Annotated in this window: 35 protein-coding genes; 16 read left to right on the top strand and 19 right to left on the bottom strand. The window is 53.8% G+C overall.

Translation table 11 applies throughout. The features are described 5' to 3' along the window. Positions 1-3: 3 nt before the first annotated feature. The 7 genes from HKK57_RS25360 to HKK57_RS25330 all read right to left on the bottom strand — a co-directional run bounded on the left by HKK57_RS25360 (position 4) and on the right by HKK57_RS25330 (position 3,514). Positions 4-366: a hypothetical protein gene (locus HKK57_RS25360; protein WP_169391062.1), complete on the bottom strand. Its 363-nt coding sequence runs from the start codon at positions 364-366 to the stop codon at positions 4-6. A 112-nt stretch (positions 367-478) separates the two neighbouring features. Further along, positions 479-1,255, bottom strand: a complete 777-nt coding sequence (locus tag HKK57_RS25355) for a hypothetical protein (protein WP_169391061.1) — start codon at positions 1,253-1,255, stop codon at positions 479-481. Positions 1,256-1,356: 101 nt separating this feature from the next. After that, on the bottom strand, positions 1,357-1,920 hold the full coding sequence (locus HKK57_RS25350; RefSeq protein WP_169391060.1) for a siphovirus Gp157 family protein: 564 nt from the start codon (positions 1,918-1,920) through the stop codon (positions 1,357-1,359). Further along, entirely contained in the window at positions 1,917-2,642 is a 726-nt protein-coding gene (locus HKK57_RS25345; protein ID WP_169391059.1) for a hypothetical protein, read from the bottom strand. The genes HKK57_RS25350 and HKK57_RS25345 overlap by 4 nt, the downstream gene beginning before the upstream one ends. A 73-nt stretch (positions 2,643-2,715) precedes the next feature. Continuing rightward, positions 2,716-2,907, bottom strand: a complete 192-nt coding sequence (locus HKK57_RS25340; protein ID WP_074851756.1) for a hypothetical protein — start codon at positions 2,905-2,907, stop codon at positions 2,716-2,718. Continuing rightward, on the bottom strand, positions 2,904-3,095 hold the full coding sequence (locus HKK57_RS25335; protein ID WP_057959985.1) for a hypothetical protein: 192 nt from the start codon (positions 3,093-3,095) through the stop codon (positions 2,904-2,906). The genes HKK57_RS25340 and HKK57_RS25335 overlap by 4 nt, the downstream gene beginning before the upstream one ends. After that, positions 3,092-3,514: a hypothetical protein gene (locus tag HKK57_RS25330; RefSeq protein WP_089042277.1), complete on the bottom strand. Its 423-nt coding sequence runs from the start codon at positions 3,512-3,514 to the stop codon at positions 3,092-3,094. The genes HKK57_RS25335 and HKK57_RS25330 overlap by 4 nt, the downstream gene beginning before the upstream one ends. Before the next feature lie 90 nt (positions 3,515-3,604). Here HKK57_RS25330 and HKK57_RS25325 point away from each other — a divergent pair, with 90 nt between their 5' ends. After that, a complete protein-coding gene (locus HKK57_RS25325; protein WP_169391058.1) occupies positions 3,605-4,036 on the top strand; it encodes a hypothetical protein in 432 nt (143 codons plus the stop codon). Between the two features lie 49 nt (positions 4,037-4,085). Here HKK57_RS25325 and HKK57_RS25320 read toward each other — a convergent pair whose 3' ends face one another. From HKK57_RS25320 to HKK57_RS25270, 12 genes are all read right to left on the bottom strand, one after another. Next, the gene (locus tag HKK57_RS25320) at positions 4,086-4,469 is read right to left on the bottom strand and encodes a response regulator transcription factor (RefSeq protein ID WP_169391057.1); all 384 of its coding nucleotides are present in this window, start codon (positions 4,467-4,469) and stop codon (positions 4,086-4,088) included. Positions 4,470-4,532: 63 nt separating this feature from the next. Beyond that, positions 4,533-4,826 (bottom strand): hypothetical protein, encoded by a 294-nt coding sequence (locus HKK57_RS25315; protein WP_090291391.1) that lies wholly within the window; start codon positions 4,824-4,826, stop codon positions 4,533-4,535. Positions 4,827-5,526: 700 nt separating this feature from the next. Continuing rightward, entirely contained in the window at positions 5,527-5,778 is a 252-nt protein-coding gene (locus tag HKK57_RS25310; protein ID WP_169391056.1) for a DUF1654 domain-containing protein, read from the bottom strand. A gap of 361 nt (positions 5,779-6,139) precedes the next feature. After that, entirely contained in the window at positions 6,140-6,373 is a 234-nt protein-coding gene (locus HKK57_RS25305; protein WP_090291389.1) for a hypothetical protein, read from the bottom strand. Between the two features lie 100 nt (positions 6,374-6,473). Continuing rightward, complete coding sequence (locus HKK57_RS25300) at positions 6,474-6,905, bottom strand: hypothetical protein (RefSeq protein ID WP_169391055.1); 432 nt, start codon at positions 6,903-6,905, stop codon at positions 6,474-6,476. A gap of 251 nt (positions 6,906-7,156) precedes the next feature. After that, entirely contained in the window at positions 7,157-7,585 is a 429-nt protein-coding gene (locus tag HKK57_RS25295) for a hypothetical protein (protein ID WP_169391054.1), read from the bottom strand. Next, positions 7,582-9,438, bottom strand: coding sequence for a DEAD/DEAH box helicase (locus tag HKK57_RS25290; protein WP_169391053.1), 1,857 nt, complete (start codon positions 9,436-9,438; stop codon positions 7,582-7,584). The genes HKK57_RS25295 and HKK57_RS25290 overlap by 4 nt, the downstream gene beginning before the upstream one ends. A 109-nt stretch (positions 9,439-9,547) precedes the next feature. After that, positions 9,548-9,766, bottom strand: coding sequence for a hypothetical protein (locus tag HKK57_RS27125; protein WP_237150447.1), 219 nt, complete (start codon positions 9,764-9,766; stop codon positions 9,548-9,550). Positions 9,767-9,788: 22 nt separating this feature from the next. Further along, a complete protein-coding gene (locus HKK57_RS25285; RefSeq protein ID WP_169391052.1) occupies positions 9,789-10,097 on the bottom strand; it encodes a hypothetical protein in 309 nt (102 codons plus the stop codon). A gap of 77 nt (positions 10,098-10,174) precedes the next feature. Continuing rightward, a complete protein-coding gene (locus tag HKK57_RS25280) occupies positions 10,175-10,402 on the bottom strand; it encodes a hypothetical protein (RefSeq protein ID WP_169391051.1) in 228 nt (75 codons plus the stop codon). A 41-nt stretch (positions 10,403-10,443) separates the two neighbouring features. After that, positions 10,444-10,956 (bottom strand): DUF4823 domain-containing protein, encoded by a 513-nt coding sequence (locus HKK57_RS25275; protein WP_237150422.1) that lies wholly within the window; start codon positions 10,954-10,956, stop codon positions 10,444-10,446. A gap of 54 nt (positions 10,957-11,010) precedes the next feature. Next, positions 11,011-11,655: a LexA family protein gene (locus tag HKK57_RS25270; protein WP_442962261.1), complete on the bottom strand. Its 645-nt coding sequence runs from the start codon at positions 11,653-11,655 to the stop codon at positions 11,011-11,013. 106 nt (positions 11,656-11,761) lie between these two features. Between HKK57_RS25270 and HKK57_RS25265 the strand changes: the two genes are divergently transcribed. The 15 genes from HKK57_RS25265 to HKK57_RS25195 all read left to right on the top strand — a co-directional run bounded on the left by HKK57_RS25265 (position 11,762) and on the right by HKK57_RS25195 (position 21,507). Beyond that, positions 11,762-11,989: a helix-turn-helix domain-containing protein gene (locus HKK57_RS25265; RefSeq protein ID WP_029294980.1), complete on the top strand. Its 228-nt coding sequence runs from the start codon at positions 11,762-11,764 to the stop codon at positions 11,987-11,989. 307 nt (positions 11,990-12,296) lie between these two features. Next, the gene (locus tag HKK57_RS25260; protein ID WP_169391048.1) at positions 12,297-13,277 is read left to right on the top strand and encodes a phage replication protein; all 981 of its coding nucleotides are present in this window, start codon (positions 12,297-12,299) and stop codon (positions 13,275-13,277) included. After that, positions 13,264-14,061 carry a hypothetical protein gene (locus HKK57_RS25255; RefSeq protein ID WP_169391047.1) on the top strand — a complete coding sequence of 266 codons (798 nt, stop codon included), beginning with the start codon at positions 13,264-13,266 and terminating at the stop codon, positions 14,059-14,061. The genes HKK57_RS25260 and HKK57_RS25255 overlap by 14 nt, the downstream gene beginning before the upstream one ends. Further along, positions 14,058-14,573, top strand: a complete 516-nt coding sequence (locus HKK57_RS25250; protein WP_169391046.1) for a hypothetical protein — start codon at positions 14,058-14,060, stop codon at positions 14,571-14,573. Before HKK57_RS25255 ends, HKK57_RS25250 begins: the two co-directional genes overlap by 4 nt. Beyond that, positions 14,570-15,181 carry a recombination protein NinG gene (locus HKK57_RS25245; protein ID WP_169391045.1) on the top strand — a complete coding sequence of 204 codons (612 nt, stop codon included), beginning with the start codon at positions 14,570-14,572 and terminating at the stop codon, positions 15,179-15,181. Before HKK57_RS25250 ends, HKK57_RS25245 begins: the two co-directional genes overlap by 4 nt. After that, a complete protein-coding gene (locus HKK57_RS25240; RefSeq protein WP_169391044.1) occupies positions 15,178-15,759 on the top strand; it encodes a hypothetical protein in 582 nt (193 codons plus the stop codon). The genes HKK57_RS25245 and HKK57_RS25240 overlap by 4 nt, the downstream gene beginning before the upstream one ends. Positions 15,760-15,923: 164 nt before the next feature. Further along, positions 15,924-16,157 (top strand): hypothetical protein, encoded by a 234-nt coding sequence (locus HKK57_RS25235; protein WP_044288146.1) that lies wholly within the window; start codon positions 15,924-15,926, stop codon positions 16,155-16,157. 77 nt (positions 16,158-16,234) lie between these two features. Beyond that, positions 16,235-16,432, top strand: coding sequence for a zinc finger domain-containing protein (locus HKK57_RS25230; RefSeq protein ID WP_169391043.1), 198 nt, complete (start codon positions 16,235-16,237; stop codon positions 16,430-16,432). After that, positions 16,429-17,247 (top strand): lipid II-degrading bacteriocin, encoded by an 819-nt coding sequence (locus tag HKK57_RS25225; protein ID WP_169391042.1) that lies wholly within the window; start codon positions 16,429-16,431, stop codon positions 17,245-17,247. Before HKK57_RS25230 ends, HKK57_RS25225 begins: the two co-directional genes overlap by 4 nt. 94 nt (positions 17,248-17,341) lie before the next feature. Beyond that, entirely contained in the window at positions 17,342-17,866 is a 525-nt protein-coding gene (locus tag HKK57_RS25220; RefSeq protein ID WP_169391041.1) for a hypothetical protein, read from the top strand. Positions 17,867-18,181: 315 nt separating this feature from the next. Continuing rightward, on the top strand, positions 18,182-18,517 hold the full coding sequence (locus HKK57_RS25215) for a phage holin, lambda family (protein WP_029294997.1): 336 nt from the start codon (positions 18,182-18,184) through the stop codon (positions 18,515-18,517). A 139-nt stretch (positions 18,518-18,656) separates the two neighbouring features. Beyond that, positions 18,657-19,832, top strand: a complete 1,176-nt coding sequence (locus HKK57_RS25210; RefSeq protein ID WP_169389806.1) for an integrase core domain-containing protein — start codon at positions 18,657-18,659, stop codon at positions 19,830-19,832. 40 nt (positions 19,833-19,872) lie between these two features. Next, complete coding sequence (locus HKK57_RS25205; protein WP_169391257.1) at positions 19,873-20,079, top strand: hypothetical protein; 207 nt, start codon at positions 19,873-19,875, stop codon at positions 20,077-20,079. A gap of 301 nt (positions 20,080-20,380) precedes the next feature. Next, positions 20,381-20,818 (top strand): GNAT family N-acetyltransferase, encoded by a 438-nt coding sequence (locus tag HKK57_RS25200; RefSeq protein WP_169391040.1) that lies wholly within the window; start codon positions 20,381-20,383, stop codon positions 20,816-20,818. Positions 20,819-20,892: 74 nt separating this feature from the next. Continuing rightward, positions 20,893-21,507, top strand: a complete 615-nt coding sequence (locus HKK57_RS25195) for a putative metallopeptidase (RefSeq protein ID WP_169391039.1) — start codon at positions 20,893-20,895, stop codon at positions 21,505-21,507. Positions 21,508-21,526: the final 19 nt, after the last annotated feature.

Genomic DNA, 21,526 nt, shown 5'->3' with positions numbered 1-21,526 from the left:
ATATTACGGGAGATGAATCTCGTCTTCATTCTCTCCGGGGTGCTTTTCTAAGTAGAGCAGCCCGGCGTCCCTCAACTGTCGCAACACCTTTTCACTAGGTTCGTAAGGTATCGTGACACTTCGAAGCATCCAAGCCTGTGTTTCGAAGTCGGCGCTGATCAGGTTTCGAATCAGATACTGGTGGATCTCTTGCTGATTGTTGAAGCCATGATCCTTCATGACCTTCTTCAGATCAGGCTTGAACACCCCGGCCACCTCAACCGTAAACTTCTCGACGCCCAATGCAGCGTCCTTTGCTGCTGCCTTCTCGCGCTTCCTGCGCTGCTTCAACGCTTCCGCTGTCGGCTGCTGCTGTTCCTCGGCCATGGCCTACCTCTTCTATTCCGCTGGCCGGCTGTGCAAGCCAGGCCTACCGGTGATTCGGATGTTGATTCGGCGCTGGCAGTAAGACCCACCCCTGCCAGCGCGCAATGGATCGTTAGGCCGTGGGTCTGACCCGGAAGGCTAGGAGCACTGGGCCGAATGGGAAGGTACTGACTTCCAGCTCATCTAGCGGGTTGAGCGTGCGCGTGCGACTCCCAGCATTGCTGTAGATCACATGGCTGCTCGATACGGCGATGTTGACCTTGCCGGCGGCCGCCTGGATCAGATTCACCTTGAACCCTTCAGTCACGTCATCACCAATTGTGAGCGTGACGTCAGTATCGCTGATGACCAGGATCGACTTACCTGAGTCTGCCATTGTCAGAGGCCTGCTGCCGGTGATGGATACGTTGGTGTGTACGTGGCCCCCAGCGTGGTAGCTGACCATTCGTGGGTCTGCGAAGACGCGGGCGAAGGCGCCGACATAATTGACACTGGCGCGCATGTCATCGAATTGCTCGACCACGTAGGTGCCGATGCTGCCTGATACCTCAGCGTTGGGATCCAGAACCCATTTGCGCCCTACCATCAGCCCGATCTGGGTGTTGGCACGTACGCCGGCACGCATCTCTTCGAGAAACAACTGACTGATCTGGCCACCGCCTTTGCCCTGGACATAGGTAAATCGGGCGATGGAGTGGCTGTCGCCAGTAGGGCTGCCCTGAGAGGTGTCGACCTTGTAGTCGACAAAGTCCGCTGAGACGGTGCTGGTCGTTGTGTTGGCGTTTGGCGCCCAGGTGAAATCCAATACCTTGCCGGTTTTAACCTGCTCTAACGAGGTGGTAGTTTGCGAGGTGGTAGTAGAGCCAGACTGCTTCAAATCATCGTTCATGATACTCATCCTTAAGTGAAGTGCGTATGAGTGCAGGCCGAAATGGCCCGAAGCGCATGACCGCCGTCACAACGCCACTTTTGCTACAAAATTACGGCGTCTTACTTGATCCGTATGGAGCTGTCACCGCGCTCGAGGTGTGCCCAGATGGGCTCTTCGAGTAGTTCGTGTTCGGAATCTTCACCGGCGGCCATGCGTTTTCGTACGGCTACATTGTGCTCTCGAATTTCCTTGAGCTTGGCCGCGATGGCGCGCTTGTCGGGAGAGAACACGGTTTTGGTGTCGATGAAGTCGTCCGGGATATCGTCCTCTTTATCGACGATGACCTTTTCTGGCGCTAGAGCCAAAGTGATCGTGAACAAGGGCCGCCTGATCGTTTTTATATCGGCGGCCTCCATGTTATTGCGCAGGTATTCGTCGAGCTTGCCGACGGTATTCTTCCGGATGCGCTTGAGCTCGTTCAGCCGATCAACCTCTTTTTCGATTGCGTCGATATCTCCCTGGATGTTCCGACTCAACATGACAACGCTTTCCGCTTTGTCGCTGAACTCACCTTGAATCTCGTCCATGGCGTGCTGCAAAGCTTCTTTCAGGCTTTCGTCATCGGTGTCGGCCATCGCTTGGAGTTCGGCGAGCTTGCCGGTGAGGGTGTAGAGCTGGGTCATGCTGCAGCCTCCTTATCGGCTTCGGTGATTCGCTTCCATTCCAGCGAGACGCGCTCGGCGCCCTTGGTGTCTTTGCGTAGGGTGAGTTTGCGCACCGCCACGTCATGGATCTTTTTCAGTTCCTGAGGAGACTGGGCACCGGCCATCGTGTCGATGACTGATTTGATGTAGTCCAGGCGTTCCTGCTGTTGGCGAGCTTTCTCGGCTTCTTGATCTTCAGCTTGCTCGATCAGTTCTTCATCCTTCAGTTGGTTGACGTACTCGGCGTCGTCAAACATCCCAAGGAACACGTCGGCACTGAAGCCAAGCATTGAGAGTGATTTCTTGATTGCGTCGGTGAGCGACTTCTTTGGCGCCTCGCCATCGGTAGTCGTACCGAACTTCGATTTGTAGAGGTAGCGCGTGCAGCCGTATTGCTCTATCTCGCCGCGTTTGCCATCCAACTCAAACCAGAAGCGGATCTTGATGGTGTGGTTCAGTTCGCGACCCAATATCAGGCGCTTGTCTCCTTCACCGCTGACCATTTCAGCGCCTTCGTCGAAGCGCTCCTCAATAACTGACCAGCCGAACCCGATCCCTACAGGACCGAACACTTCGGTCGCCTTCATGATCATCGCGGTACCGTTCAGACTGGTGATCTTCTGACCGCCAACCTCGGCAGGTTTCGTATAGCGGGTATCAGTCGTACTGACCTTTTCCCAAATCTGCATGTTCGTCGACATGAGGAGTCCTTGCCGCGTTGATCGCAGCGTTCAAAGTGACTGAGTGGGGGAGTTGAAAGGACCGGGTGTAAAGTCAGCGCTGCTGCTGAACCCTATAGCGGAGTACTTGAAGCACTCGACCGCCATAACCAGGTTCTGCGTACTGCTCAACTGGTGCGCCGAAGAAGCCGCGGCGTTCGGCCAGGCTGTAGGCCTCGCGAAGGTTGTGAGCGCTGATATCTTCGAGCTGCTCGTCGATCAGTGATTTAACCGGTGCGGTAGTCATGCCTTCTCCTTACGCCGCCGGCTTACATCCAGGAGGCGTGCGCTATACCAATGAAATTCTTCTGCGTTGATGGCGCCTGAGGTGAAGTGGCGCACGATCAAACCCTCGGCCAAGATCTCGTCGATGGCGGGCTTATCTGGATCTTCAAGCGCAAACAGCGCTTTATCGATCTCAACGTAGGGGCTCACAGTTCGTTGTCCTCGGCCTGGGCGATTAGTGCGTCATCTGCCAAAGGTTGAAGGAGGCGTTCGGCAATCTCGCCGAGCTTTCCCAGTGGATGGTCGCTCTGGCCGAGTAGCTCCAGTGCCTCCGACTTCACCCTTGAGCCCGCCATCCCAGCAATCAGCAAGTAGCCCAGGGCTGGAGCGTCGACGCCGCAGTCGGCAAGTAGGTTGTTGGCGTACTCATCGACAGCCAGTGCGAACTGGTAGGCCGTGACGCCTTGCTGCGGGTGCAGGTGGCGCTTGAACACCACGCTGCCACCTCTGGCCAGCTCTTCGGCTGCGTTGTACAGCCATTCGCTGCGAGCCAATTGCTGAGAGGTTTCGCTCACCGGAGGCGGTAGTTGTTCGTCGTGCTCAAACTGAGCCTTGCGTAGTGCTGACATGGTCGCCTCCAAAGTGGCGGGTTGTTCACCTGTATTCGTCAACACTCATGCCTCCCGCTGGTTGCCGATGGGCGCGGGGGAGGAGTGCTGATGGATAGAGGTGGGGAGGATATTGGTTACCCAAGCCACAAGTCCCCGTGTAATCATGTAAGGAACTACATCAATTTGAGGTTTTGGGTGGAAATGAAAGGGATTTGGGCAGGTGTCGAGAAGGGTTTCGAGCGAGTAATTAATTTTTTGTTTTCTCTCACCGGCATTCCCTGGGCAACGAGAACTGCCAGCGGCGCTCTTATGAGAAGAAACAAATTTTTTGCTGCAGCTGTATGTGAAACGCTCTTATCACTTGCCAGCATTGTCCTAATCGCTTGGGTGACACACGACGTTTGGGCTTCAGGCGAAAAACTCCGAATGACTGTGGTTGTGTTAGGGATTTTGCTGGCGACGATGAAATATTTGGTTGCCCTGCAGGAAAAATACGACCTTCTTCTGACCGGAGCGAAACAAGCAGGTAATCGGGTCTAAACAGCTGCATTGCAGTCAACCAGAGCGCCCTTTTATCCAGGCGCTCTATTCATGCCGTTATCTCGACACACTCAGTCCGGCGCACCATCCGCATCTGAGCCATTCGCCTTTCCGGCGCCCGGCGATCACGACGCAAGGAGTCGTCACTGATCATCGAGTGCAGGGCGATCAGCGCCGCCAGTACAAAGCAAACCGGCGTGATGATCTGGCGCTTCATGGCCTCAGCCACCAAAGCAGTGCGCTTCGTCACGCCCAGCTTGAACATCGCATTGGTCAGGCGCTTCTTGACGGTGCCTGCCTCAATGCCTGCTTCCCGGGCGATCTCTTTCGAGGTGAAGCCCTGGGCAATCCAAAGCAGAAACTGAAGCTCTCGCGGCGCCAGGCCACGTCCGAGGTGACCCTTCCATGCGCCGTTGATGATTGTTGCTTCCATCGTGGTGACCCTCGGTTGGTTTCCCGCTGCCACCGATGCGGTGACAGAAGTGAAAATTTCCGTTTAGTCGCTGAGCGCGGCCAGGGCTGCCTTGGCATCAATCTCCTCGTCAAATGAGCAGAGGTGCGGGGCCTTCGAGTACAAATTAAGCAGGCGCTCGCCTTCATCAGTTGACCAGGTATGGGCGGCTAGCGAGCTTTCCGCCTCTGTCGCGTAACTCTCTACAGCCGCTTCGATGACCGCCGTCAAAGATCGCCGTTGAGTTCGCCCCATTACATCCATGAGGTACCGCGTTCTTGGGCTGACTCGGACCCCGATTGGCTCTGTCTTGGTCGTTCTGCTCACTTTCTTGGCCATATATTTCTCCCGATTGGTTTCCCGTTAGGCCCTGCTGCCAAGGACTATCGGTGAAACCCCCGACCTCGCTACTGGCGACAGGCCGGGGTTGTTGCGTCAGCGGTGTGGCCCGTTGCCCGCTGCTGATTGCAGGGCTGGCCGTTCGTCTTCGTGGGTGGGCGGCGAGCTTCCTCCTCACAGCGTCAAACAGCATCTGTTCGCCATGGATCACAGGTCCTTACAACATGCACGCTACAGCTCTGAATGCCCTGGCTGAGTGGGGCAGGGTGCATGAGGTCCGGCGTTCCCAGCCGAGGCTATCGGGACCGCTAATTCTATTCAGTTGAATCTCCCTTCTGCCGCTGGGATTCGCGGGGCGCATTGCTTGCCAGGTCATTCGCACGGTTCGAGCGTTTCGCTCTCGATCAGCCGTACAGGGTTCTCCTGTCGTGGGCGGGCTATCTGACCCGTCTGATCGCCGGTCGCCGGTAGAGGCAATGCGGTCTGTTGGTATTTCTGTTTTGCGCTGACTGTTAAAGAGCGGCGCAGCTTGAGCTGCTGGCCCGCGGAGTTCGTCGCCGGCTTGAGGTGATAATCACAGAGTGTGTTTATTGTGTCAACACGAGATGTGTTTATTTTTGTCATGATCAAATCACGATATGTGGTTTTTGTTAGGGAGTTGGCCGAACACTTGGGCGGGATCGCTCACAGGCGGGCCGATTCAGGAATCGCAGTACTCGCGCCAGCCGATCCTTACGGCGCCGTCATCCAGATGCTCGATTCTGATGCCGGCTGTGTCGCCGATGTCTTGGATGACCTGGTGCCAGGCTTCAGGGCTTTCGTCGTCGCGCCTGGATACCTCGACCAACTGAATCCGCTGTACTCGAGGAGAGGCAATTATGCGTTGCAGGCGGCGCCCAACAAGCTCATAGGAATTGCGTGGTTTCGATGCGGGGTAGGGTGCCTGGCTCATGCTTCGCTCCTTGCGATAACTGTATAAATAAACAGTATTCCTGCTGGCATGCATTGGCAATAGGACGGCAACAGATTTTATGCATAAATGCATAAGTCATTTGCTAAGGAAATCCGGAGCTAGGAAAAGCTGGGCATGTATTGCTGCACGCGAGGAATTGCCTGAGCTTTCTCAAAGCAAAAAGGTGGAAGGCGATCTAGCCCGATCGGCGAGCGCAATCTAGATCCAAATCGCAGGCAAAGAAAAGCCCGCGATGGGGAGTAGCGGGCTTAAAAGGATGTTCTTTAGGAGCTGGAGTAACTATATGCGTTCAGCTGTGAAAGGTTTGTGAAATGCCGGGAGTCAAACTCTGCGAGATGAATTAATCATCAGCGCCCAGTTGGTCAGCTTTCAATGGAGGGACACGCAACTCTGGCAAAGCGACGGCTTCTGGCCATCGAAGCTCTTGCCGTGGGGCTTCAGTGCTCGTCGATCTGCTCACCTTCGCATGGACGTAAGCCACTTCTCGGCTCACGACATGGGCCACATAGCTCACGCTGGCGCATACACTCATGAGTGCGGTGATTTTGACGAGCTTGGTTGCGGTGGGTTTCATGCAGCCACCTCCATACGGATGCGATCACCGATCCTAACTGGTAAGGGCAGAAACAAGAAGCCCGGCGCTGGGCCGGGCTTCGATGTAATAGCGTAAGAAACTAACGATGTTTGTTCTTGTGCTTATGCTTGTTGTTGCCTTTGTGCTTCTTACCATCAGATCGATGATTGCCCTCATCGTCCGCCAGGTTGTTTCCTAGAGCACCACCCGCAGCGCCGCCGAGACCTGCACCGATAGTCGAGCCAGTTGTGCCGCCGAGGCGATTACCAATGAGCGAGCCACCAGCCGAGCCGATACCGCCACCTAATGCAGCTTCGGCTCTATTGCCTTTTTGAGCGCCAACAGCACTACCAGCAGCACCACCTACGCCTGCGCCTACCGCTGCGCCTGTCGAGCCTCCGAGCTGTTGACCTACGATATTGCCAAGTGCACCACCAACGCCGCCTCCAAGAGCGGCTGTGCCATCTCCGGCTGCCATCGCTCCTTGCGAAATGAGGACACCCAAAGCTAGGGCGGGTAGTGTCATTTTCATTTTGTGAACCTCTATGGGTTGTCAGCAGGCGCTCACGGTTTAAAGCACGCCTAGCATTAGGACTAGGGTGAAAGTTTGAAGTTCTCTACGGGGGCTGCCTACGGGCGAATGGTTGTAACAAGGTATGCCAGGATGAATTCGGCTGGGGAGGGGGGGCTTAAGCGGGTTCACTAGGAATTGGGACGGCCAGAGAAGCCCAGATGCGAAATGGCAGATACAAGAAGCCCGGCGCTGGGCCGGGCTCTTCCTAATCAGGCAACCGATCGCAATCGTACGACTATGGATTCTTTTAAATCATTTGGCAGCGTTTCTAAAATTGCACCAATTACCGTTGGCGAAATTCCTGCGCTAGCAAGTACATCAGTAACATTTCGTATTGCGATTGCTACTGCACTAATTCTGCACCACTGAACGTTGAACTTTCTAGTACCGATTTTCTGCTCTATCAGTACTAAGTAGCGATCTGAGTTGTAAGTGTATCTCATACTGATTTTCTGGGGGAGTTCATCTGTTTCTTCCATATAGGACAGATCTAAAATCAGCGCACCATTTTTTTTCTTGATATTGAAGTCTACGTATTCCTGATCAAACAAATTGTTCGAAAGATCGGAGGGCTGAACCCCTTTCGTGAGGTGGAGGTTAAGCAGGCCCTGAATCGCTTCATCCATAATATTTTTCATCGGAGCATACCTCTCAACTCTTCAACAATTGCCGGAACATATTCTAATGCTTGCATCAAAGTCTTGTTTTCTAAGGCTTCACGCTTGCCAAAGCGGGAGTATAGCTTGTGATTTATGTAAATTACAAGCACTCCATCATTTGGAGCGTCGAGCTTGATGTAACTAATAATTCTTTTGAATGAACCGCACAGCTCCGTTCCTTTGTCGCTTAGCCCTCGGTCGCTTAATAAACTTGCAGTTTCATCTTGAATTTTTTTAGCTAATATTTTGCGTAGTTCTTGACGAGCTAGCGCTGGTCGCTTTTCGACTAGGTTTGGATCTATATATTGTGAGGCTTCCTTGGTTTTTGTTTCGACTAGCACTTCCTTAAAGCGTTTTAGTGTTTCTTCGTCGAAGTTTCCGGATTTTTGGATTTCACTAAGTTGCGCTTCGGCAGCTTCATTTATTTCCTTTCTTTTTTGTTTAAAAAGTTCATTGAAGTCAAGATCTGCTAAGTAGGATTCTGCATTTCCTGAAAACGTCTCTACGGTAACAACTCCCCCTAGAGAATTGTCGCGCTCTACATAGTCGCGCTCCAGGAATTCGTACTCTCGTGTACGCTGGTGCTTAGCCCTGTCTACTTCTGTTTGAAATATACGCCACATTTCATCAAGTCCGGTTTCTTGATGGTAGATAATTAGTGCGTTGTTATCTATTTCAAACGCACTGATCTCTTCCGGAGGTATTGCTCGTAAGACTCGACCAACGATTTGAGCGAAGGCATTGATGCTGCGATAAGGCCGGAACAGAGCAAGAATAGTCAAATATTTATGATCGTAACCTTCCATTAGCATATTAACGGAGACTACTACTTCGACCTCATGTCCATCTATTCTTCTAAACTCTGCTAGTACGTCGTCAGCATCCATCATGCTGTGGACTAAGGCAACTGATAAACCCCTTTCCAGATACCAAGCTTTGAGATCTTCCGCGTGCGATATGCTGCATCCGATTGCTAGAATTTTATGCGGAACCTTAGGGGATTGCTGTTTTAGTTCTGCTAGTCTTCCAATGCTATGTTCGATTACGTCTTTGGAACACTCTTCGGATAGCGCGACACTTCGCTCGACCCATTCTTTATCTTTGAGGTCTATAACCTCATCAATAGTGAACTTTTTTCCGGGGTGGTCTGCAACTGTAAAAAATAAAGAATGCGCGTTGACAGTCTCTTTTCTGAGCCATTTTACGTATCTATCTCGCATGACTTCCGAGAGCTGTGTTTCGTGTATCAGAGTGCCTGGGAGCTTTTGTCCGTCCCCACGGTACGGGGTTCCCGTAACATATAATTTTTTTGCTTTGGCAAAGTACCCTAGGAGCTGTACCCAACTATCCGCTGGTGCATGATGTGCTTCGTCTATTATGATTACATCAAAGTAGTCATTGGGGACGGTGTTTATTAATGCATTGCCTCTGTTGTTTGATAGTTGCTGAATGTTTGAATATACAATATTGCTGTCATCTAAATGCTGTCGGAGCAGTCCCGCAGAATACTCAACTGTTATTGGTAGGTCTTTATGGCTGAAGAGGATGTCGTAGTTTATCCAGAAGTTATCATGTAACGCTTCTTGGGTCTTTCTTATGCTGTCTTTGGTTACTAGTCCGGGGGTTACTATAAGTACGCGTCCGGACGATGTGCCAAAGGGTGCTATTGAAATTAAACCGCTTTTTCCCGTACCTGTTGGAAGTACTACTAACGCTTCGGTGTTATCTGTGGATGAAAAAAAAGACTTGATTTTTAAGTAGGCTTCAATTTGTGGGGTTCTTAGCTTATTGTTGCCTTCAATATTGACAGCTGTACTTAAAAAATAACTCATGAGTTTTCTAATCCCTGAAATTTTAGTTAAAAAATATATGGGTTTTCGGATACTGCTTTACGTACCCTGCAACCCCTCACCGACCGCGTGCCGTCCTTCTCAGTCTCCCTCATCCTCGCGCACTATAGAAGTGGTTCAGCGCTATCAGCTCAAACACAGCCATGAAAACGCACAGAGCAATGAAATTAGGGCTGAACACCCGCTTGAAGCCGGATGAGCCTCCGCCCAGTCCAGCTACGTCGGAATACCCGGGGAGCATCATAAGGAAAGCCAGGCAAGCAATGACCCCAGCCTTACTCCAGAAGCTCTGCTCTCGCCATGCAGTCATTGGTTCACCTAGGGCAGCAGCATCAGGAAAACCAGCCATACCCAGGGCACTTCATGGCTCTGAGGCGACGTTTAAGCGCTAAAGTTTTCGTATAGTCATAATCTGGGGTGCGGAGATTGGGGCTCTGTGCGTATTGCAAGATGTCGCCAAGCTCCTGGCTTTCTGCAACTCGCTTAAAGTTACGACATTGTTCTAAACGCTCAGCATCCGTAACGGGCATTGGTACTGCGTCGATCTGTTTTTCGTACTCGGTTTTTTCTTTTGGCATGCTGTAGCAGCCGGCGAAAAGAAGCGGCGCAGCTATGAGAGCGGCTATCCGTAAGGCATTCATCACTACATTCCCTTGCGCATACGAGCCTTGCTCAGCCCGCGGTAGTTCGATTTAGGTTGTCGCGCCCGACCAGGTGTCTATTCGGGCTTGTTTCGATTTATTTGCCCCGCCTTCACCTCATCCGCATAACCCACCAGCCTGTCAGCTTCCTCATAGAGCGTACCCACCAGTCCCATCAGGGCTATGGCGTCTGCATCGCTGAGTTTTTCTGAGAGCTTACCCAGGTCGATACAGGACTCCTCAAGGTTTGAGGCGATCGCCTTCAGGTCGCGGCGCAGTTGCTGGTTTGGCTTCTTGAGGGACATGGTGGCCTCCGAGGTGATAGACGCTGGATATTGGCGCCTGCTCAGTATAACGATGAGACGAAGGCCTCAATCGGCTCGGGCAGTAAATCCTGTGGGTGATCCCCGCCAAATGTTGCAATACCGCTTTCACCAGACGCGATCCCGGAGCTGATTACAGCCCCTGAAGAAACCTGAATTACGCTTATTTTGACCTCTACCTGGTCAGGGATCATCGACCATTCAGTTGCGCGATCTTCCCAATGCAGGATGGTCGGAAGAACTAGGATGTCTTGCCCGCTGCGCTTCGCTTTCTCTAAGGCCAGATCATAGCTCAAGGCTTCTGAATCCACCGTTACTCCTGCCGATCGCCTCGCAAACGCCGCGTAGAGGATTTGAGCTGTATTACGACCGGAGCCTTTGTAAACGTGGTCGCCGTATTCACCATCTACCGGAGTAGCGATGATTATCTTGTCCGTTCGATTGAGCTGCTGAGTTGAGACAGACTGACTTGGTAGCCATTGATGGGAGTCGGCACAGCCAGAAAGCGCTGCTATCAGGATTAGAACTGCGGGCATTCGCATCTCGATTTCCTTTTCAGATGTTCTGCAAAATGGAATCAAATCCCTTGATTAGTAAAACTTCTGCAGCGCCTGAACAACCACGCCCACGATCCGGCAGTTCTCGTCCACCGCCTCAATTGGGTAGCTCGGGTTCAGTGGCTTCAGGAACAGTCGGCCGCCGTCGCTGACCAGCTTCTTGAATGTGGCTTCATTGCTGTCTGGCAGCTTGGCCACCACCAGCTTACCTGGCGCGACCTCAGCCTCGGTGTCCACCAGGATCAGAGTGCCCTCGGTGATGCTCTGGCCGGCGGGCGCTGTCATCGAGTCACCTTTCACCTTCAGCCAAAAAGCTGTGCCCTTGGAGTCGTACTCCGAGAACTCGTAGGTGTCCGAGAAACCGGCCGGGTAGGGCTCGACGGCCTCCGCCCAGGCTCCGGCGGCAACCCAGCTGATTACCGGGTAACGGAATGATTTGGTGGGCTGGGCGGCAATAGAAATGTTTGAAGAACTTTCGCTTGGGAGAAGCAGCGCCGCTGGGTCGACTTTTAGCTCATGCGCAATTTTGGCTATGTCTTCGAGGTTTGGCTCCCGAGCGTCCTTTTCATAATTGCCGATGCGCGACTGTGATTTCCACCCGCACGCTTTTGCCAAGGCTGCCTGAGAAAGCCCTGCGATTTCTCTGTAGTGCGCGATGCGCGATCCGAGTGTCTTCATACCTCGAATTTTAATCACGGAGTGAAATAAAATCCGCCCACTTATTGTGTTTGCCAATAACACGATATGTGTTTATCCTTGATTTATTGATATTAGGAGCAACGCAATGAACCTCATAGCAGAGATTCGCGAGGGTGCCGGCATTACCCAGGCGGCCTTGCACCGAAAGCTCAACTGGAAGCAGTCGCGGCTCGCTAACTACGAGTCAGGGGCTCGCCCATTGAAGCTTGAAGACGCCCGGAAAATTGTCCAGGCGTTAAATGACTTGGGCGCGAAGTGCACCTTGGATCGAGTTTTCCCGCAACGATCAACCGCGAATTCCAGGGCCGCCTAAGCGAGGTGCCCAGTATCGGTGTAACCGGTCTGCGAAGTAAGAAACCTGAAGGCGCTGGAGTTATATCCAGTAGAGGTTTGAGAGTTGGAAACGGGGGGAGTAGGGCGGGGAGGTTGGCGCAGACGCGCTGAATTACAGGCACAAAAAAGCCGACGGTCGAGGTCGGCTAATTCGATAACACTTTGTGAGGCCAATTATATGCAAACCCAACCAAATATCAACAGCGCTACAGATCTCGCGCCACGTTTTCCGCAATCTGAAAACGTGGCGCGTATTAGCTCACATTCAGACCCCTTGGCGGCCTGATATGCAATACACCGTCACGATTAACCAGGTGAAGGCGCTGGAGTGGGGGCTGAATGCTCAGCAGGCCCTACTGTTCGCTTTCGTCTACGGCTGTCCGAGCTGGACCAAGCCAATCAAGACCGATGACGGGATCTTCTTCGCGCTGAGCAAGGCCAAGATCACTGAGGAGCTGCCGCTACTCACTGATAAGCCCGACACCGCTTACCGCATGCTGAAGGCCCTGGAAGAGGCCGGCTTGATTGAGCTTTCCAGCACTTCGAACATCACGCTTTTTCGCCTTACCGAGAAGGCCATCGAGTGGAACCAGAAGCTTGATGGGTCGGAAAAATATCCGACCCCGCCAAAAAACAAAGGTCGGAAAAATATCCGATCTACCTCGGATAAATCTCCGAGCAAGGTCGGAAAAAAATCCGAGCAAGGGTCGGATAAATCTCCGACAAATCAGGATACCAATCATCAGGGTACCAATCAGGACACCAGTCAGGACTTGCAGGACGCCACCGGCAAGCCGGCTCAGTCCCGTGGCTTGGTTCTCGTGGTTGATCGTATCGACGCCCCGCGGGTTGAGATCCCTGCCGACATGCCGGGACCCAAAGACCAGACCTGCAAAACGTTCAAGGTCTGGGCGAACTACGCAATGGCTTACCGCAAACGCTACCTCGGCGCATGGCCTGTTTGGAATGCCAAGGTTGGTGGTCAGCTCGGCCAATTGGTCGACCGCCTCGGCGCTGATGTCGCTCACCACGTCGCCGCGCATTACCTGAAAACTAACGATGCCGCCGTTTTGCGCAAATGCCACAGCCTCAACGAGCTACTGGCCAACGCCGAGAGCTACCACACCCAGTGGGTGACCGGGCAGCGCGTCAACGGCACAACCGCCCGCCAGATGGAACGAACCGAGGCCAACCTGTCCGCAGCGGAACAGGCCGCTCAGATGGTTTTGGCCAAACGCCAAGCAGGTGACCGCAATGAATACCTCTGAAATGAATGACCAGCAGGTCGCCGGACTAGCCGCTGCCATCTGCGCAACCGCCGAGGCCATGGGTCAGGAAATGAACCCAGGCACTGCGGCAATGATGGCCGAAGACCTCTGTGCCTACCCGGTGCCTGTCGTCAAAGCCACGTTGAAGGCGTGCCGCTTCGAAGTGAAGGGCAAGCTGGCTATGGCTGACATCCTGCAGCGCGTCCAGACCTCCGACGGACGTCCAGGTAAGGACGAGGCCTGGGCCATCGCCATGACCACCAACGACGAATTCGAAACAGTGGTGCTGACCGATGAGATCCAACTGGCCCTGGCTGCCGCGAAACCCATCTTGGATGGTGGTGACAAGATCGGTGCTCGCATGGCGTTCATTGACGCCTACCAGCGGTTCGTGAGCCAGGCCCGTGAGGATGCGAAGCCGGTCAACTGGCACGTGTCCGTGGGCTTCGACGCCAACCGTCGAATCCAGGCCGTAACCAAGGCCATGGAGCTGAAGCGTATTCCCCGCGAGCGCGGCCAAAAGTACCTGGCAGACCTGAGCGTCGAGCCGGTCACCGAAGACGGTCGCGCGATCGCTGGCTTGCTCACCGGTACCGTCACCCGGCCGGAACCCGCTATTCGCACAAAGCTTGAGATCGTAAAGAACTCGATGCTGGAAATGCGCAAGGCCAGCGCAGAGCGGAAGGATGAGATGCGGATTGCAGCGGCCAACGAGTTGGCGGATCGCCGAGCGCTGCTGATAAAGCAGGTCCAGGAATTGGAAGATAAGAGGGCGGCGCAATGACCAAGCCAACGAAACCTCGCCCAATGCCCGTGTACCTGGTGCTGCGCCGCCTGATTGATCCTGCCACCGGCAGGGAGGTGGCTGCGTTTGTGCCTTCCTCCGACGCTGACCGGTCGATCCTTCGTGAGCGTGATTTCCGGATCAATACCAAGATCCGCGCCGAACTCAAGCAGCCGCGCAATCCACGGTTCAACGGATTGGTCCACGGCCTGGGCCGGGTACTGAGCCAGAACATCGATCGGTTCTCTGGCAAGCAGTCCCATGACGCAATCAAGGCCCTGCAACTAGAGTCGGGCGTGTACTGCGACGAGGAGCAGTTCGATATCCCTGGCTTGGGCCAACTCACCCGCAAGACCCCCCGCAGCCTTTCCTACGATTCGATGGGGGAGGAGACATTCCAAGACTTCTGGCGCCAGTGCTGTGCTTACCTGGTGCTGCATGACTGGCCGACGCTCACGGAAGAGCGCCTGACCGAAATGGCAGAGTTCGAAGCATTCAAGGAGGCCGCATGAAGCGCACCCCATTACAACGCAAAACCCCGCTCACGTCCGGAGGGCCACGCCGCAAACGCTGCCCAGAGTGCCGAGTGATGTTCACGCCCGCCCGCGGCTCGCAGGCGGTGTGCGGCGAGATCGAGTGCGCCATCGCTTACGGCAAGTCGGAGAAGGGGCAGGCGAGCGCCAAGAAGGCCCTAGCTGATGTTGGTCGCCGGGACATCAAGGTGCGCAAGGAGAAGCTGAAGAGCAGGGCGGATCACCTCAAAGACACACAGATCGCCTTCAACGCCTGGGTGCGCGCCCGTGACGCGGAGCTTCCGTGCGTCAGTTGCGGCCGGCACCACCAGGGCAAGTACGATGCCGGCCATTATCGAACTGTGGGGAGCAACCCAGCGCTGCGCTTCGAGCCCAAGAACTGCCACCGCCAGTGCTCACCGTGTAACACCCGGCTCTCCGGTAACATCGTTAACTACCGCATTGAGCTGGTGAAGCGTATCGGGGCTGAGGAAGTTGAGTGGCTGGAAGGACCTCATGAGGCCAAGAAGTACACGGTCGAAGAGCTGAAGGCGATGACCGCCGACTACCGAGCGAAGACTAGAGAACTGAAGAGGGCTGTCGCATGAAGATCAATTCAGCGCGCCAGGCATGGCATGACTGCAACTACAACCCAGCGCCTGGCCAATCCTCAGATGCCGCAGAGCTTGGAGTGGTGGTGCAGAGCACCCAGCGAGGACCTACTGCAAATCACGCGGTGCACGGAGCGCTTGCTGGTCACATCCAGTCGGCGATCGCGCGTCTCCATTACCAGTTGCGCGCCTTTGGCAATGCTATGTACGCCGCAGAGCCGACCGATGATGATCGGGAGGATGCGGAAGAGGCAGTTTTCAACCTGGCTTGCTCCCGAGTAGAGCGCATGACTTCCAGCAAGCGTGAACGTGCCGCGCATGTCGCCAAGGGGGTATTTCGCCGGTATCGATACATGCACCAGGGCGGGCAGTCTTCGAACCCTGATCCACTCATCAAGCCAGAGATCTTTCGTGCCTGGTTGGAAGGAGAGTACGGCATCAAGCTCCCATCGGCAGCTTGGGGGAGGGACTGGGAGCCTTTTGTGCAGCTCTGCTTCGATGCCTGCTATGACATCGACGCCAAGGCACTGAGCCCAATCGGCGGGATAATCTACAAGATGAATGAGGCCGCTTGACTTCCCGCACGGCTGAGAGCATTATTTCCCCACAGTTAGTATTTTGCCTACGGCAACTTGCACTAAAAATCTACGAAAGCCCGGCCATTGTGCCGGGTTTTTTATTGCGCTTAGTTTGTGCAAGGTCGAAAATAGAGCTTCCGACTATAAACTGGGAGAGCGTCATGGTTTTGCGTGGCATGGCACAGATGCATGTCGACGACTTGGCGGAACGGTTCAAGAAGTTGGTTGTAGGGCAGGCTGGCAACGCGGATATTCAGTTTGCGTGGGTTGTTTTTTATCAGGGCCGAATGTTCGGGGCTTATTCAACGGCCGAGCTTGCGCTGAAGAAGATAACGGACATTGAGCACTGCATCAGCATCGACGAGGCCCCAGTCCCTCAAACTTCAAGCGACTAAAATTTTTATGAAGCCCCGCCTAGAGCGGGGTTTTTTATTGCCCAGGGAAAGGGTGATTCAGCAAAAGGAACTTGCAGATGTTGAAAGAATTCAGATGCGGTAACTGCAAAAGACTTCTCGCCCGTACGGGTGGGTTTACAGAGCTCCAGATCAAATGTTCCCGATGCGGGACGTTGAATCATGTGAAGGCCACGAGCCTCGAGCAATCGCCTTTGAGCGACATGAAAGCGGAATTCTCCGCGAACAATCATTCGACTCAACAGGTGAAAAAATGACTCTCGAACTACAACCTACTTACGTTTATCCAGATGAATACGGCACTATGCGCGGTTCTGGCTTCGCCGTTCCGTCCCCTCATTTAATGGTTGCCCGAATGGTGGAGGAGCGAAGCATCGCATACGGGCGAGGTGACTGGTCCCCTATGTTTCAGCGCCATGCTAAGGCAATGCGAAACAATAAGCCTATTCCTTATGGTCTTGATGGATTCATCACTGGCGATATTAAGGTCGCTTATGGGGCAGATCGTGTCCATTTGAAGAACCAGGATCTTTCTACGCTCGATGCATGGACACAGGGGATCAAAGAAGGAACAAAGATCAAGGATCTGAAAGAGCTCGCAGTCGAGAATGAGTTTTCAGGTAATGTCTTTACCCCGTTTGCCGCACTGGCCCATTGGCTGGTAGGGGACGGCAAACCTACCAGTGTGAAAATTGAAAACACTGGTATTCGACCGACACCAGACAAAATTCCCGATCTGAAAGCGATTATTGACACGGCCGGTATTGGTGAAACGTCCGTTAAGCTGAAAGTCCCGTACTCCACTGGGCAAGACTCTCAAATTGCGCGTGTTTACCTGGGTAATATCACCATCAGCGTGGAGGGCACAGTAGTCCACACCACCTCGGGTAAAGTCACCTTCAACGGCACTGTAAAGGCGTTTTCGGATCGTTACGATGCAAATGCCAGTAGCCATCGGGCGCAATTTGATGAGGGCGCCACCTCGGCTCTGCGGGAAATTGGTCGAGTAGCCAATGCAAAGGACTACGAAATCAAGATCACCGGGGCTCTTCCGATCAATTTTTCACGCTAATCGGATGTTGTCCTCAAGAGGCTCGATTGGGCCCTAGCTGGTAAGACTGCGACGGACTTTGAAGATAGTCCGTCGCAAGTTTTAGGCTCCAGAAGTGAACCAGCCGATCACTTGGGATGAAATGAGAGTGTTTCTCATTGTTTGGCGCTGTGCTTATACTGAGAGGCCCCTACAAATTCATTACCGAGTGCCGACTATGGGTCGCTATAAAAGCTTGTTGACTGCCATTGCCTTATTTGTTGCCGCTTGGTTCATGCTGTTATCTGCAACAGCCGGGATTCCAGAGAATCCGGCGGACTTATCCGATACAAGCGGGCTTCCTCCGGTATCGATTTATGCGGTAGCCCTACAAGCGATCGGTATTGTGGCGATCATAGTTTCAGTGCTTGGAATGTTGGCTTCCTACAAAATCAGGTCAGTCTCTTTTGGATTCAGGCTGGCCGTATTTTGGGTTTCTAATGCCCTGCTGGTGCTTGCATCGTTCTTAGGTGTCTTTGTCATTGCTTCGTATGTACTCGGAACAATATCTGGGGTAGCCGGAGCTGTTCTGTACATTGCGTCACTGGCGTTGGTCGTCATCGCGGCACCAAAGCGAGTAACGATTAAGCACCAACCGTAGAGTAGTGGGGTGAGAAGTATGGCTGAGGTCGCTGCACTTTCCTGGCGTTTAGCATCCTGGGGATGGTGACCGAGTGGCCATGGAGACTCGCTGGTAGCTAGTCGTTGAGATGGCCACTATGGGGCGATGCCAACGCGACAAAGGGGATGGAGACTGAACATACCCCATCAATTCAAGCCTCGGCATTTGCCGGGGCTTTTTCGTTTTCGGTCCCACCTCACCCATCGCTCCGAGCTGGGGGTGCTGCTGGGGCTGATTCAAATTCGCAGGTCATGGCCTGCTGTATTCCTAACTCCCTGACGGGGAGGAACCGAGATGTCCAACATGCCAGACAAACCAGACACCTGGCTCATCGTGCTTGCATGGCTGAGTCAGCATTCGCCAACGCTTTATGCTGCCGGGCTATCTGCCTTGATGGCTGGTATCAGGATCATCTATGGCGGCGGTACCCGGCGCCAGGCTCTGCTCGAGGCGGCGATCTGCACCTTGATCACGATTGGTCTGATCCCAGTCCTTGAATACTTCGGTCTGCCGCAGAACCTTGCTACGGCTGCCGGGGTGTTTATCGGGTTCCTGGGCGTGAAGAAGCTGGCCGACTTTGCTGATCGGGTCGCCGAGTTCAAGTTTCCCAGGAGCGGTGCGGGGCAGTAACTCGCGCCACGTTTTTGAATTCGCCAAATCGTGGCGCGGAGTTAACCGAGGTATGACTCACCCACATGGGTTACAAATCAGTTCACGCACATAGGTAACAGTTTTTAACTGGCAGGGTCGATTTCGCGAGGATCTGACCATGCCCTGGAAAGAGCTGAAACCTATGGACCTTAAAGTACTGTTCATTGCCGATTACCTGTCCCAGAAGCACAGCCTTAGCCAGCTGTGCCGGGACTATGAGGTCAGCCGCAAGACTGGGTATAAGTGGATCAGGCGTTACGAGGCAGAGGGCCCGAGTGGGCTTGATGAGCGTAGCCGCTGCCGCCACAACCAAACCTACGTGGTGCCCTTGGCTGTGAAACAGGCAATCGTTGAATTTCGCTTAAGTGGCGAGACGATTCCCGGCCCGAAAAAGATTCAGAATAGTCTCATCCAGCGTTTCCCAGATCAGGATCCGCCCTCGAAGACGACCATTTACAACATTCTCAAGGCAGCTGATTTGATTACCCCCAAGCCATTGCGCCGACGGGTGGCTGTGTATCCCAAGCCTTTACGCAAGGCAGAAAATCCCAACCAGTTATTCAGCGCTGATTACAAAGGCCAATACCTGACCGGAGCAGGGATTTGGTGTTATCCGCTGACGATCATGGATCATGCCAGCCGGTTTTTGCTGGCGTGCCAGAGCATGAGCAGCACCAATCTGAAGGAAACCCAGCAAACCTTCGAAAGGGTTTTTCGCGAATACGGCCTGCCAGAGCGCATTCGTACCGACAACGGCATACCGTTTGCCAGCACCAGTCGAGCGGGGTTGTCACAGCTGTCGATCTGGTGGATGAGACTTGGGATCATTCCTGAGCGGATCGAGCCAGGTCGCCCAGATCAGAATGGGCGGCATGAGCGTATGCACCGAACGCTGAAAAGCACGTTACCTCACCCGTCGGCAATTGCCTGGGAAGCCCAGCAGCGCCACTTTGATCGCTTCCTGCAGCACTATAATTACGAGCGTGGGCACGAGGCGCTTGGCCAGAAAACGCCTGCCGCTTGCTATACGCCTTCAACTCGAATGTACCCGGAGAAGCTACCGGAAATGACCTATGCGAGCCATATTGAGAGTTACCTGGCCGACAGTAGCGGAATCATCAATCGAGGAGGCATGCGGGTTTATATCGGCAATTTACTTCGTCACCAGACCATCGGAATGGAGATGATTGGTGATGGGGTATGGAATGTAATCTTCGGTCCGGTGATCTTGGGCCATGTGAATGCGAGAGATGCAAAGAACGGTTATGTCTCAATCAAAGTGTCACCTATGTGAATGCACTTTTTTGTAACCCATGTGGTTGTCCCGTACACCGATGCATAACGTCACACGCCTGCGTCACGCTCTCCCATTGAGCCAAGACATCAACGCCGCGGTAGGCGCCCTAGACAAGGCCATTGCCGATGCTATGGATGCAGCCAAGGCTGCCGGGCTGCCCCAGGGCGTGATCGTCAGCTTGCTCCACGGTCACGCACATGCACAGACATACATCATGGTGAGTGGTAGCGGGGAGCATCAGTAAGGTTATGAGGATGATTACTTTAGTCGAGCGTTGCATTATCGATTTCCTGTGATTTAAGAACTCGATACCCAGTATCTAGATTCAGAGGGTTGTAACAACTCAACTCTGTGCTTTTGCCCACCCCTTGCTAAATGCTCAGCCCTGAAGGCAGACAATGACCACAAAGCAACCCGACTGGGAGGCAATCGAACGCGCTTACCGGGCTGGTTCGCTTTCCATCAAATCCACAGCCAGGTGTAATGGCATCTGTGGCAACTATGATGAAGTACACTCTGCAGAATTTGACCGTAGGATTGCGATCATGAGCTGGCAAATCAGAGAGGCTGTCCCCAGCGACTTTAGATCGTTGGTGCGCGTGGATTCTGTAGCGGAGAAAGACGATGGCCGTCGGGCGCAAATAGCAAGTGCAATAAGCAAGGGCCATTGCTGGGTTGCTTGTGGCGAAGACGATCCAGCTGTCCCGGTCGGTTACGGATGCTTGGATAGAAGTTTTTTCGGTGAGTGGTTTGTTCCGCTCGTAATCGTCTCGAATGCACACAGAAGATGCGGAATAGGGAGGAAGATCATTGCTCACTTAGAGCGTTGTTCCTCTGCCAAAAAGATCTTCACTTCAACCAACACGTCCAATACACCCATGCGGCAATTGCTCGCGCAGCTTGGATACCAATCTAGCGGCGTAGTGGAGAATCTTGATCCTGGTGATCCGGAGTTGATTTTCATGAAGGTTCTTGACGAGTAGAAGCCCCTGTATTCCTCTGATTCATCTTCACTGATAGTGGCTTGCCATTCATGTTCATATCTCGGGGAGGACTCATGTGCAGGCCGTACCCTCCGACGTCTTTGCTTGAACTGTCCGACTTCGGCATCCGCCTCACTCCAGCTCCCGAAGTGTGGGAGTGGCTCCAAGCCGAGATACTTGCCGACACCGGCAGCATTCACAACGAAGACCATGCCCACCTACTGGATGCAGACATCCGGATCATGTGGGCGTCGTCGAGCTTCGAGAAGCAGGGCCGCACAGTTCTGGGCCAGGCCGAACAGGTAGCGTTCCGCGCGGGCGGCTGGCAGAAAGCCCGGATGGAACAACAGATGCGTGATTGGTTCGGCGATGTGCCGGCCTTCATCATCACCCTGGCTGCTGACTACTGCGCCGAGTGCAGCGACCTTGAGTTTTGCGCCCTGATCGAACACGAGCTTTATCACCTGGCTCACGCGACCGACAAATACGGTCAACCAGCATTCACCCAAGACGGCGCACCGAAGATCAAGCTGCAGGGCCACGACGTGGAAGAGTTCGTCGGTGTGGTCCGCCGCTATGGTGCGAGCCCTGACGTTCAAGCGTTGGTGGACGCTGCAAACAGTCCTGTTGAGGTGGGGAAATTGAACATTGCGAGGGCCTGCGGAACCTGTCTGCTCAAGTCGGCCTGATTCTTGACAGGCTCTAGAC

This window comes from Pseudomonas sp. ADAK21 (assembly GCF_012935735.1).
GTDB classification, from domain to species: Bacteria; Pseudomonadota; Gammaproteobacteria; order Pseudomonadales; family Pseudomonadaceae; genus Aquipseudomonas; species Aquipseudomonas proteolytica.
Note: the sequence above shows the minus strand (reverse complement) of the source record. Positions and strands in the feature narration are given on the sequence as shown.

Bases quoted from the DNA above. Each gene is read 5' to 3' on its own strand.
- HKK57_RS25360 (WP_169391062.1), bottom strand. From the start codon at position 366: ATGGCCGAGGAACAGCAGCAGCCGACAGCGGAAGCGTTGAAGCAGCGC.
- HKK57_RS25355 (WP_169391061.1), bottom strand. From the start codon at position 1,255: ATGAACGATGATTTGAAGCAGTCTGGCTCTACTACCACCTCGCAAACT.
- HKK57_RS25350 (WP_169391060.1), bottom strand. From the start codon at position 1,920: ATGACCCAGCTCTACACCCTCACCGGCAAGCTCGCCGAACTCCAAGCG.
- HKK57_RS25345 (WP_169391059.1), bottom strand. From the start codon at position 2,642: ATGTCGACGAACATGCAGATTTGGGAAAAGGTCAGTACGACTGATACC.
- HKK57_RS25340 (WP_074851756.1), bottom strand. From the start codon at position 2,907: ATGACTACCGCACCGGTTAAATCACTGATCGACGAGCAGCTCGAAGAT.
- HKK57_RS25330 (WP_089042277.1), bottom strand. From the start codon at position 3,514: ATGTCAGCACTACGCAAGGCTCAGTTTGAGCACGACGAACAACTACCG.
- HKK57_RS25325 (WP_169391058.1), top strand. From the start codon at position 3,605: ATGGATAGAGGTGGGGAGGATATTGGTTACCCAAGCCACAAGTCCCCG.
- HKK57_RS25320 (WP_169391057.1), bottom strand. From the start codon at position 4,469: ATGGAAGCAACAATCATCAACGGCGCATGGAAGGGTCACCTCGGACGT.
- HKK57_RS25315 (WP_090291391.1), bottom strand. From the start codon at position 4,826: ATGGCCAAGAAAGTGAGCAGAACGACCAAGACAGAGCCAATCGGGGTC.
- HKK57_RS25310 (WP_169391056.1), bottom strand. From the start codon at position 5,778: ATGAGCCAGGCACCCTACCCCGCATCGAAACCACGCAATTCCTATGAG.
- HKK57_RS25305 (WP_090291389.1), bottom strand. From the start codon at position 6,373: ATGAAACCCACCGCAACCAAGCTCGTCAAAATCACCGCACTCATGAGT.
- HKK57_RS25300 (WP_169391055.1), bottom strand. From the start codon at position 6,905: ATGAAAATGACACTACCCGCCCTAGCTTTGGGTGTCCTCATTTCGCAA.
- HKK57_RS25295 (WP_169391054.1), bottom strand. From the start codon at position 7,585: ATGAAAAATATTATGGATGAAGCGATTCAGGGCCTGCTTAACCTCCAC.
- HKK57_RS25290 (WP_169391053.1), bottom strand. From the start codon at position 9,438: ATGAGTTATTTTTTAAGTACAGCTGTCAATATTGAAGGCAACAATAAG.
- HKK57_RS27125 (WP_237150447.1), bottom strand. From the start codon at position 9,766: ATGACTGCATGGCGAGAGCAGAGCTTCTGGAGTAAGGCTGGGGTCATT.
- HKK57_RS25285 (WP_169391052.1), bottom strand. From the start codon at position 10,097: ATGAATGCCTTACGGATAGCCGCTCTCATAGCTGCGCCGCTTCTTTTC.
- HKK57_RS25280 (WP_169391051.1), bottom strand. From the start codon at position 10,402: ATGTCCCTCAAGAAGCCAAACCAGCAACTGCGCCGCGACCTGAAGGCG.
- HKK57_RS25275 (WP_237150422.1), bottom strand. From the start codon at position 10,956: ATGCCCGCAGTTCTAATCCTGATAGCAGCGCTTTCTGGCTGTGCCGAC.
- HKK57_RS25270 (WP_442962261.1), bottom strand. From the start codon at position 11,655: ATGAAGACACTCGGATCGCGCATCGCGCACTACAGAGAAATCGCAGGG.
- HKK57_RS25265 (WP_029294980.1), top strand. From the start codon at position 11,762: ATGAACCTCATAGCAGAGATTCGCGAGGGTGCCGGCATTACCCAGGCG.
- HKK57_RS25260 (WP_169391048.1), top strand. From the start codon at position 12,297: ATGCAATACACCGTCACGATTAACCAGGTGAAGGCGCTGGAGTGGGGG.
- HKK57_RS25255 (WP_169391047.1), top strand. From the start codon at position 13,264: ATGAATACCTCTGAAATGAATGACCAGCAGGTCGCCGGACTAGCCGCT.
- HKK57_RS25250 (WP_169391046.1), top strand. From the start codon at position 14,058: ATGACCAAGCCAACGAAACCTCGCCCAATGCCCGTGTACCTGGTGCTG.
- HKK57_RS25245 (WP_169391045.1), top strand. From the start codon at position 14,570: ATGAAGCGCACCCCATTACAACGCAAAACCCCGCTCACGTCCGGAGGG.
- HKK57_RS25240 (WP_169391044.1), top strand. From the start codon at position 15,178: ATGAAGATCAATTCAGCGCGCCAGGCATGGCATGACTGCAACTACAAC.
- HKK57_RS25235 (WP_044288146.1), top strand. From the start codon at position 15,924: ATGGTTTTGCGTGGCATGGCACAGATGCATGTCGACGACTTGGCGGAA.
- HKK57_RS25230 (WP_169391043.1), top strand. From the start codon at position 16,235: ATGTTGAAAGAATTCAGATGCGGTAACTGCAAAAGACTTCTCGCCCGT.
- HKK57_RS25225 (WP_169391042.1), top strand. From the start codon at position 16,429: ATGACTCTCGAACTACAACCTACTTACGTTTATCCAGATGAATACGGC.
- HKK57_RS25215 (WP_029294997.1), top strand. From the start codon at position 18,182: ATGTCCAACATGCCAGACAAACCAGACACCTGGCTCATCGTGCTTGCA.
- HKK57_RS25210 (WP_169389806.1), top strand. From the start codon at position 18,657: ATGCCCTGGAAAGAGCTGAAACCTATGGACCTTAAAGTACTGTTCATT.
- HKK57_RS25205 (WP_169391257.1), top strand. From the start codon at position 19,873: ATGCATAACGTCACACGCCTGCGTCACGCTCTCCCATTGAGCCAAGAC.
- HKK57_RS25200 (WP_169391040.1), top strand. From the start codon at position 20,381: ATGAGCTGGCAAATCAGAGAGGCTGTCCCCAGCGACTTTAGATCGTTG.
- HKK57_RS25195 (WP_169391039.1), top strand. From the start codon at position 20,893: ATGTGCAGGCCGTACCCTCCGACGTCTTTGCTTGAACTGTCCGACTTC.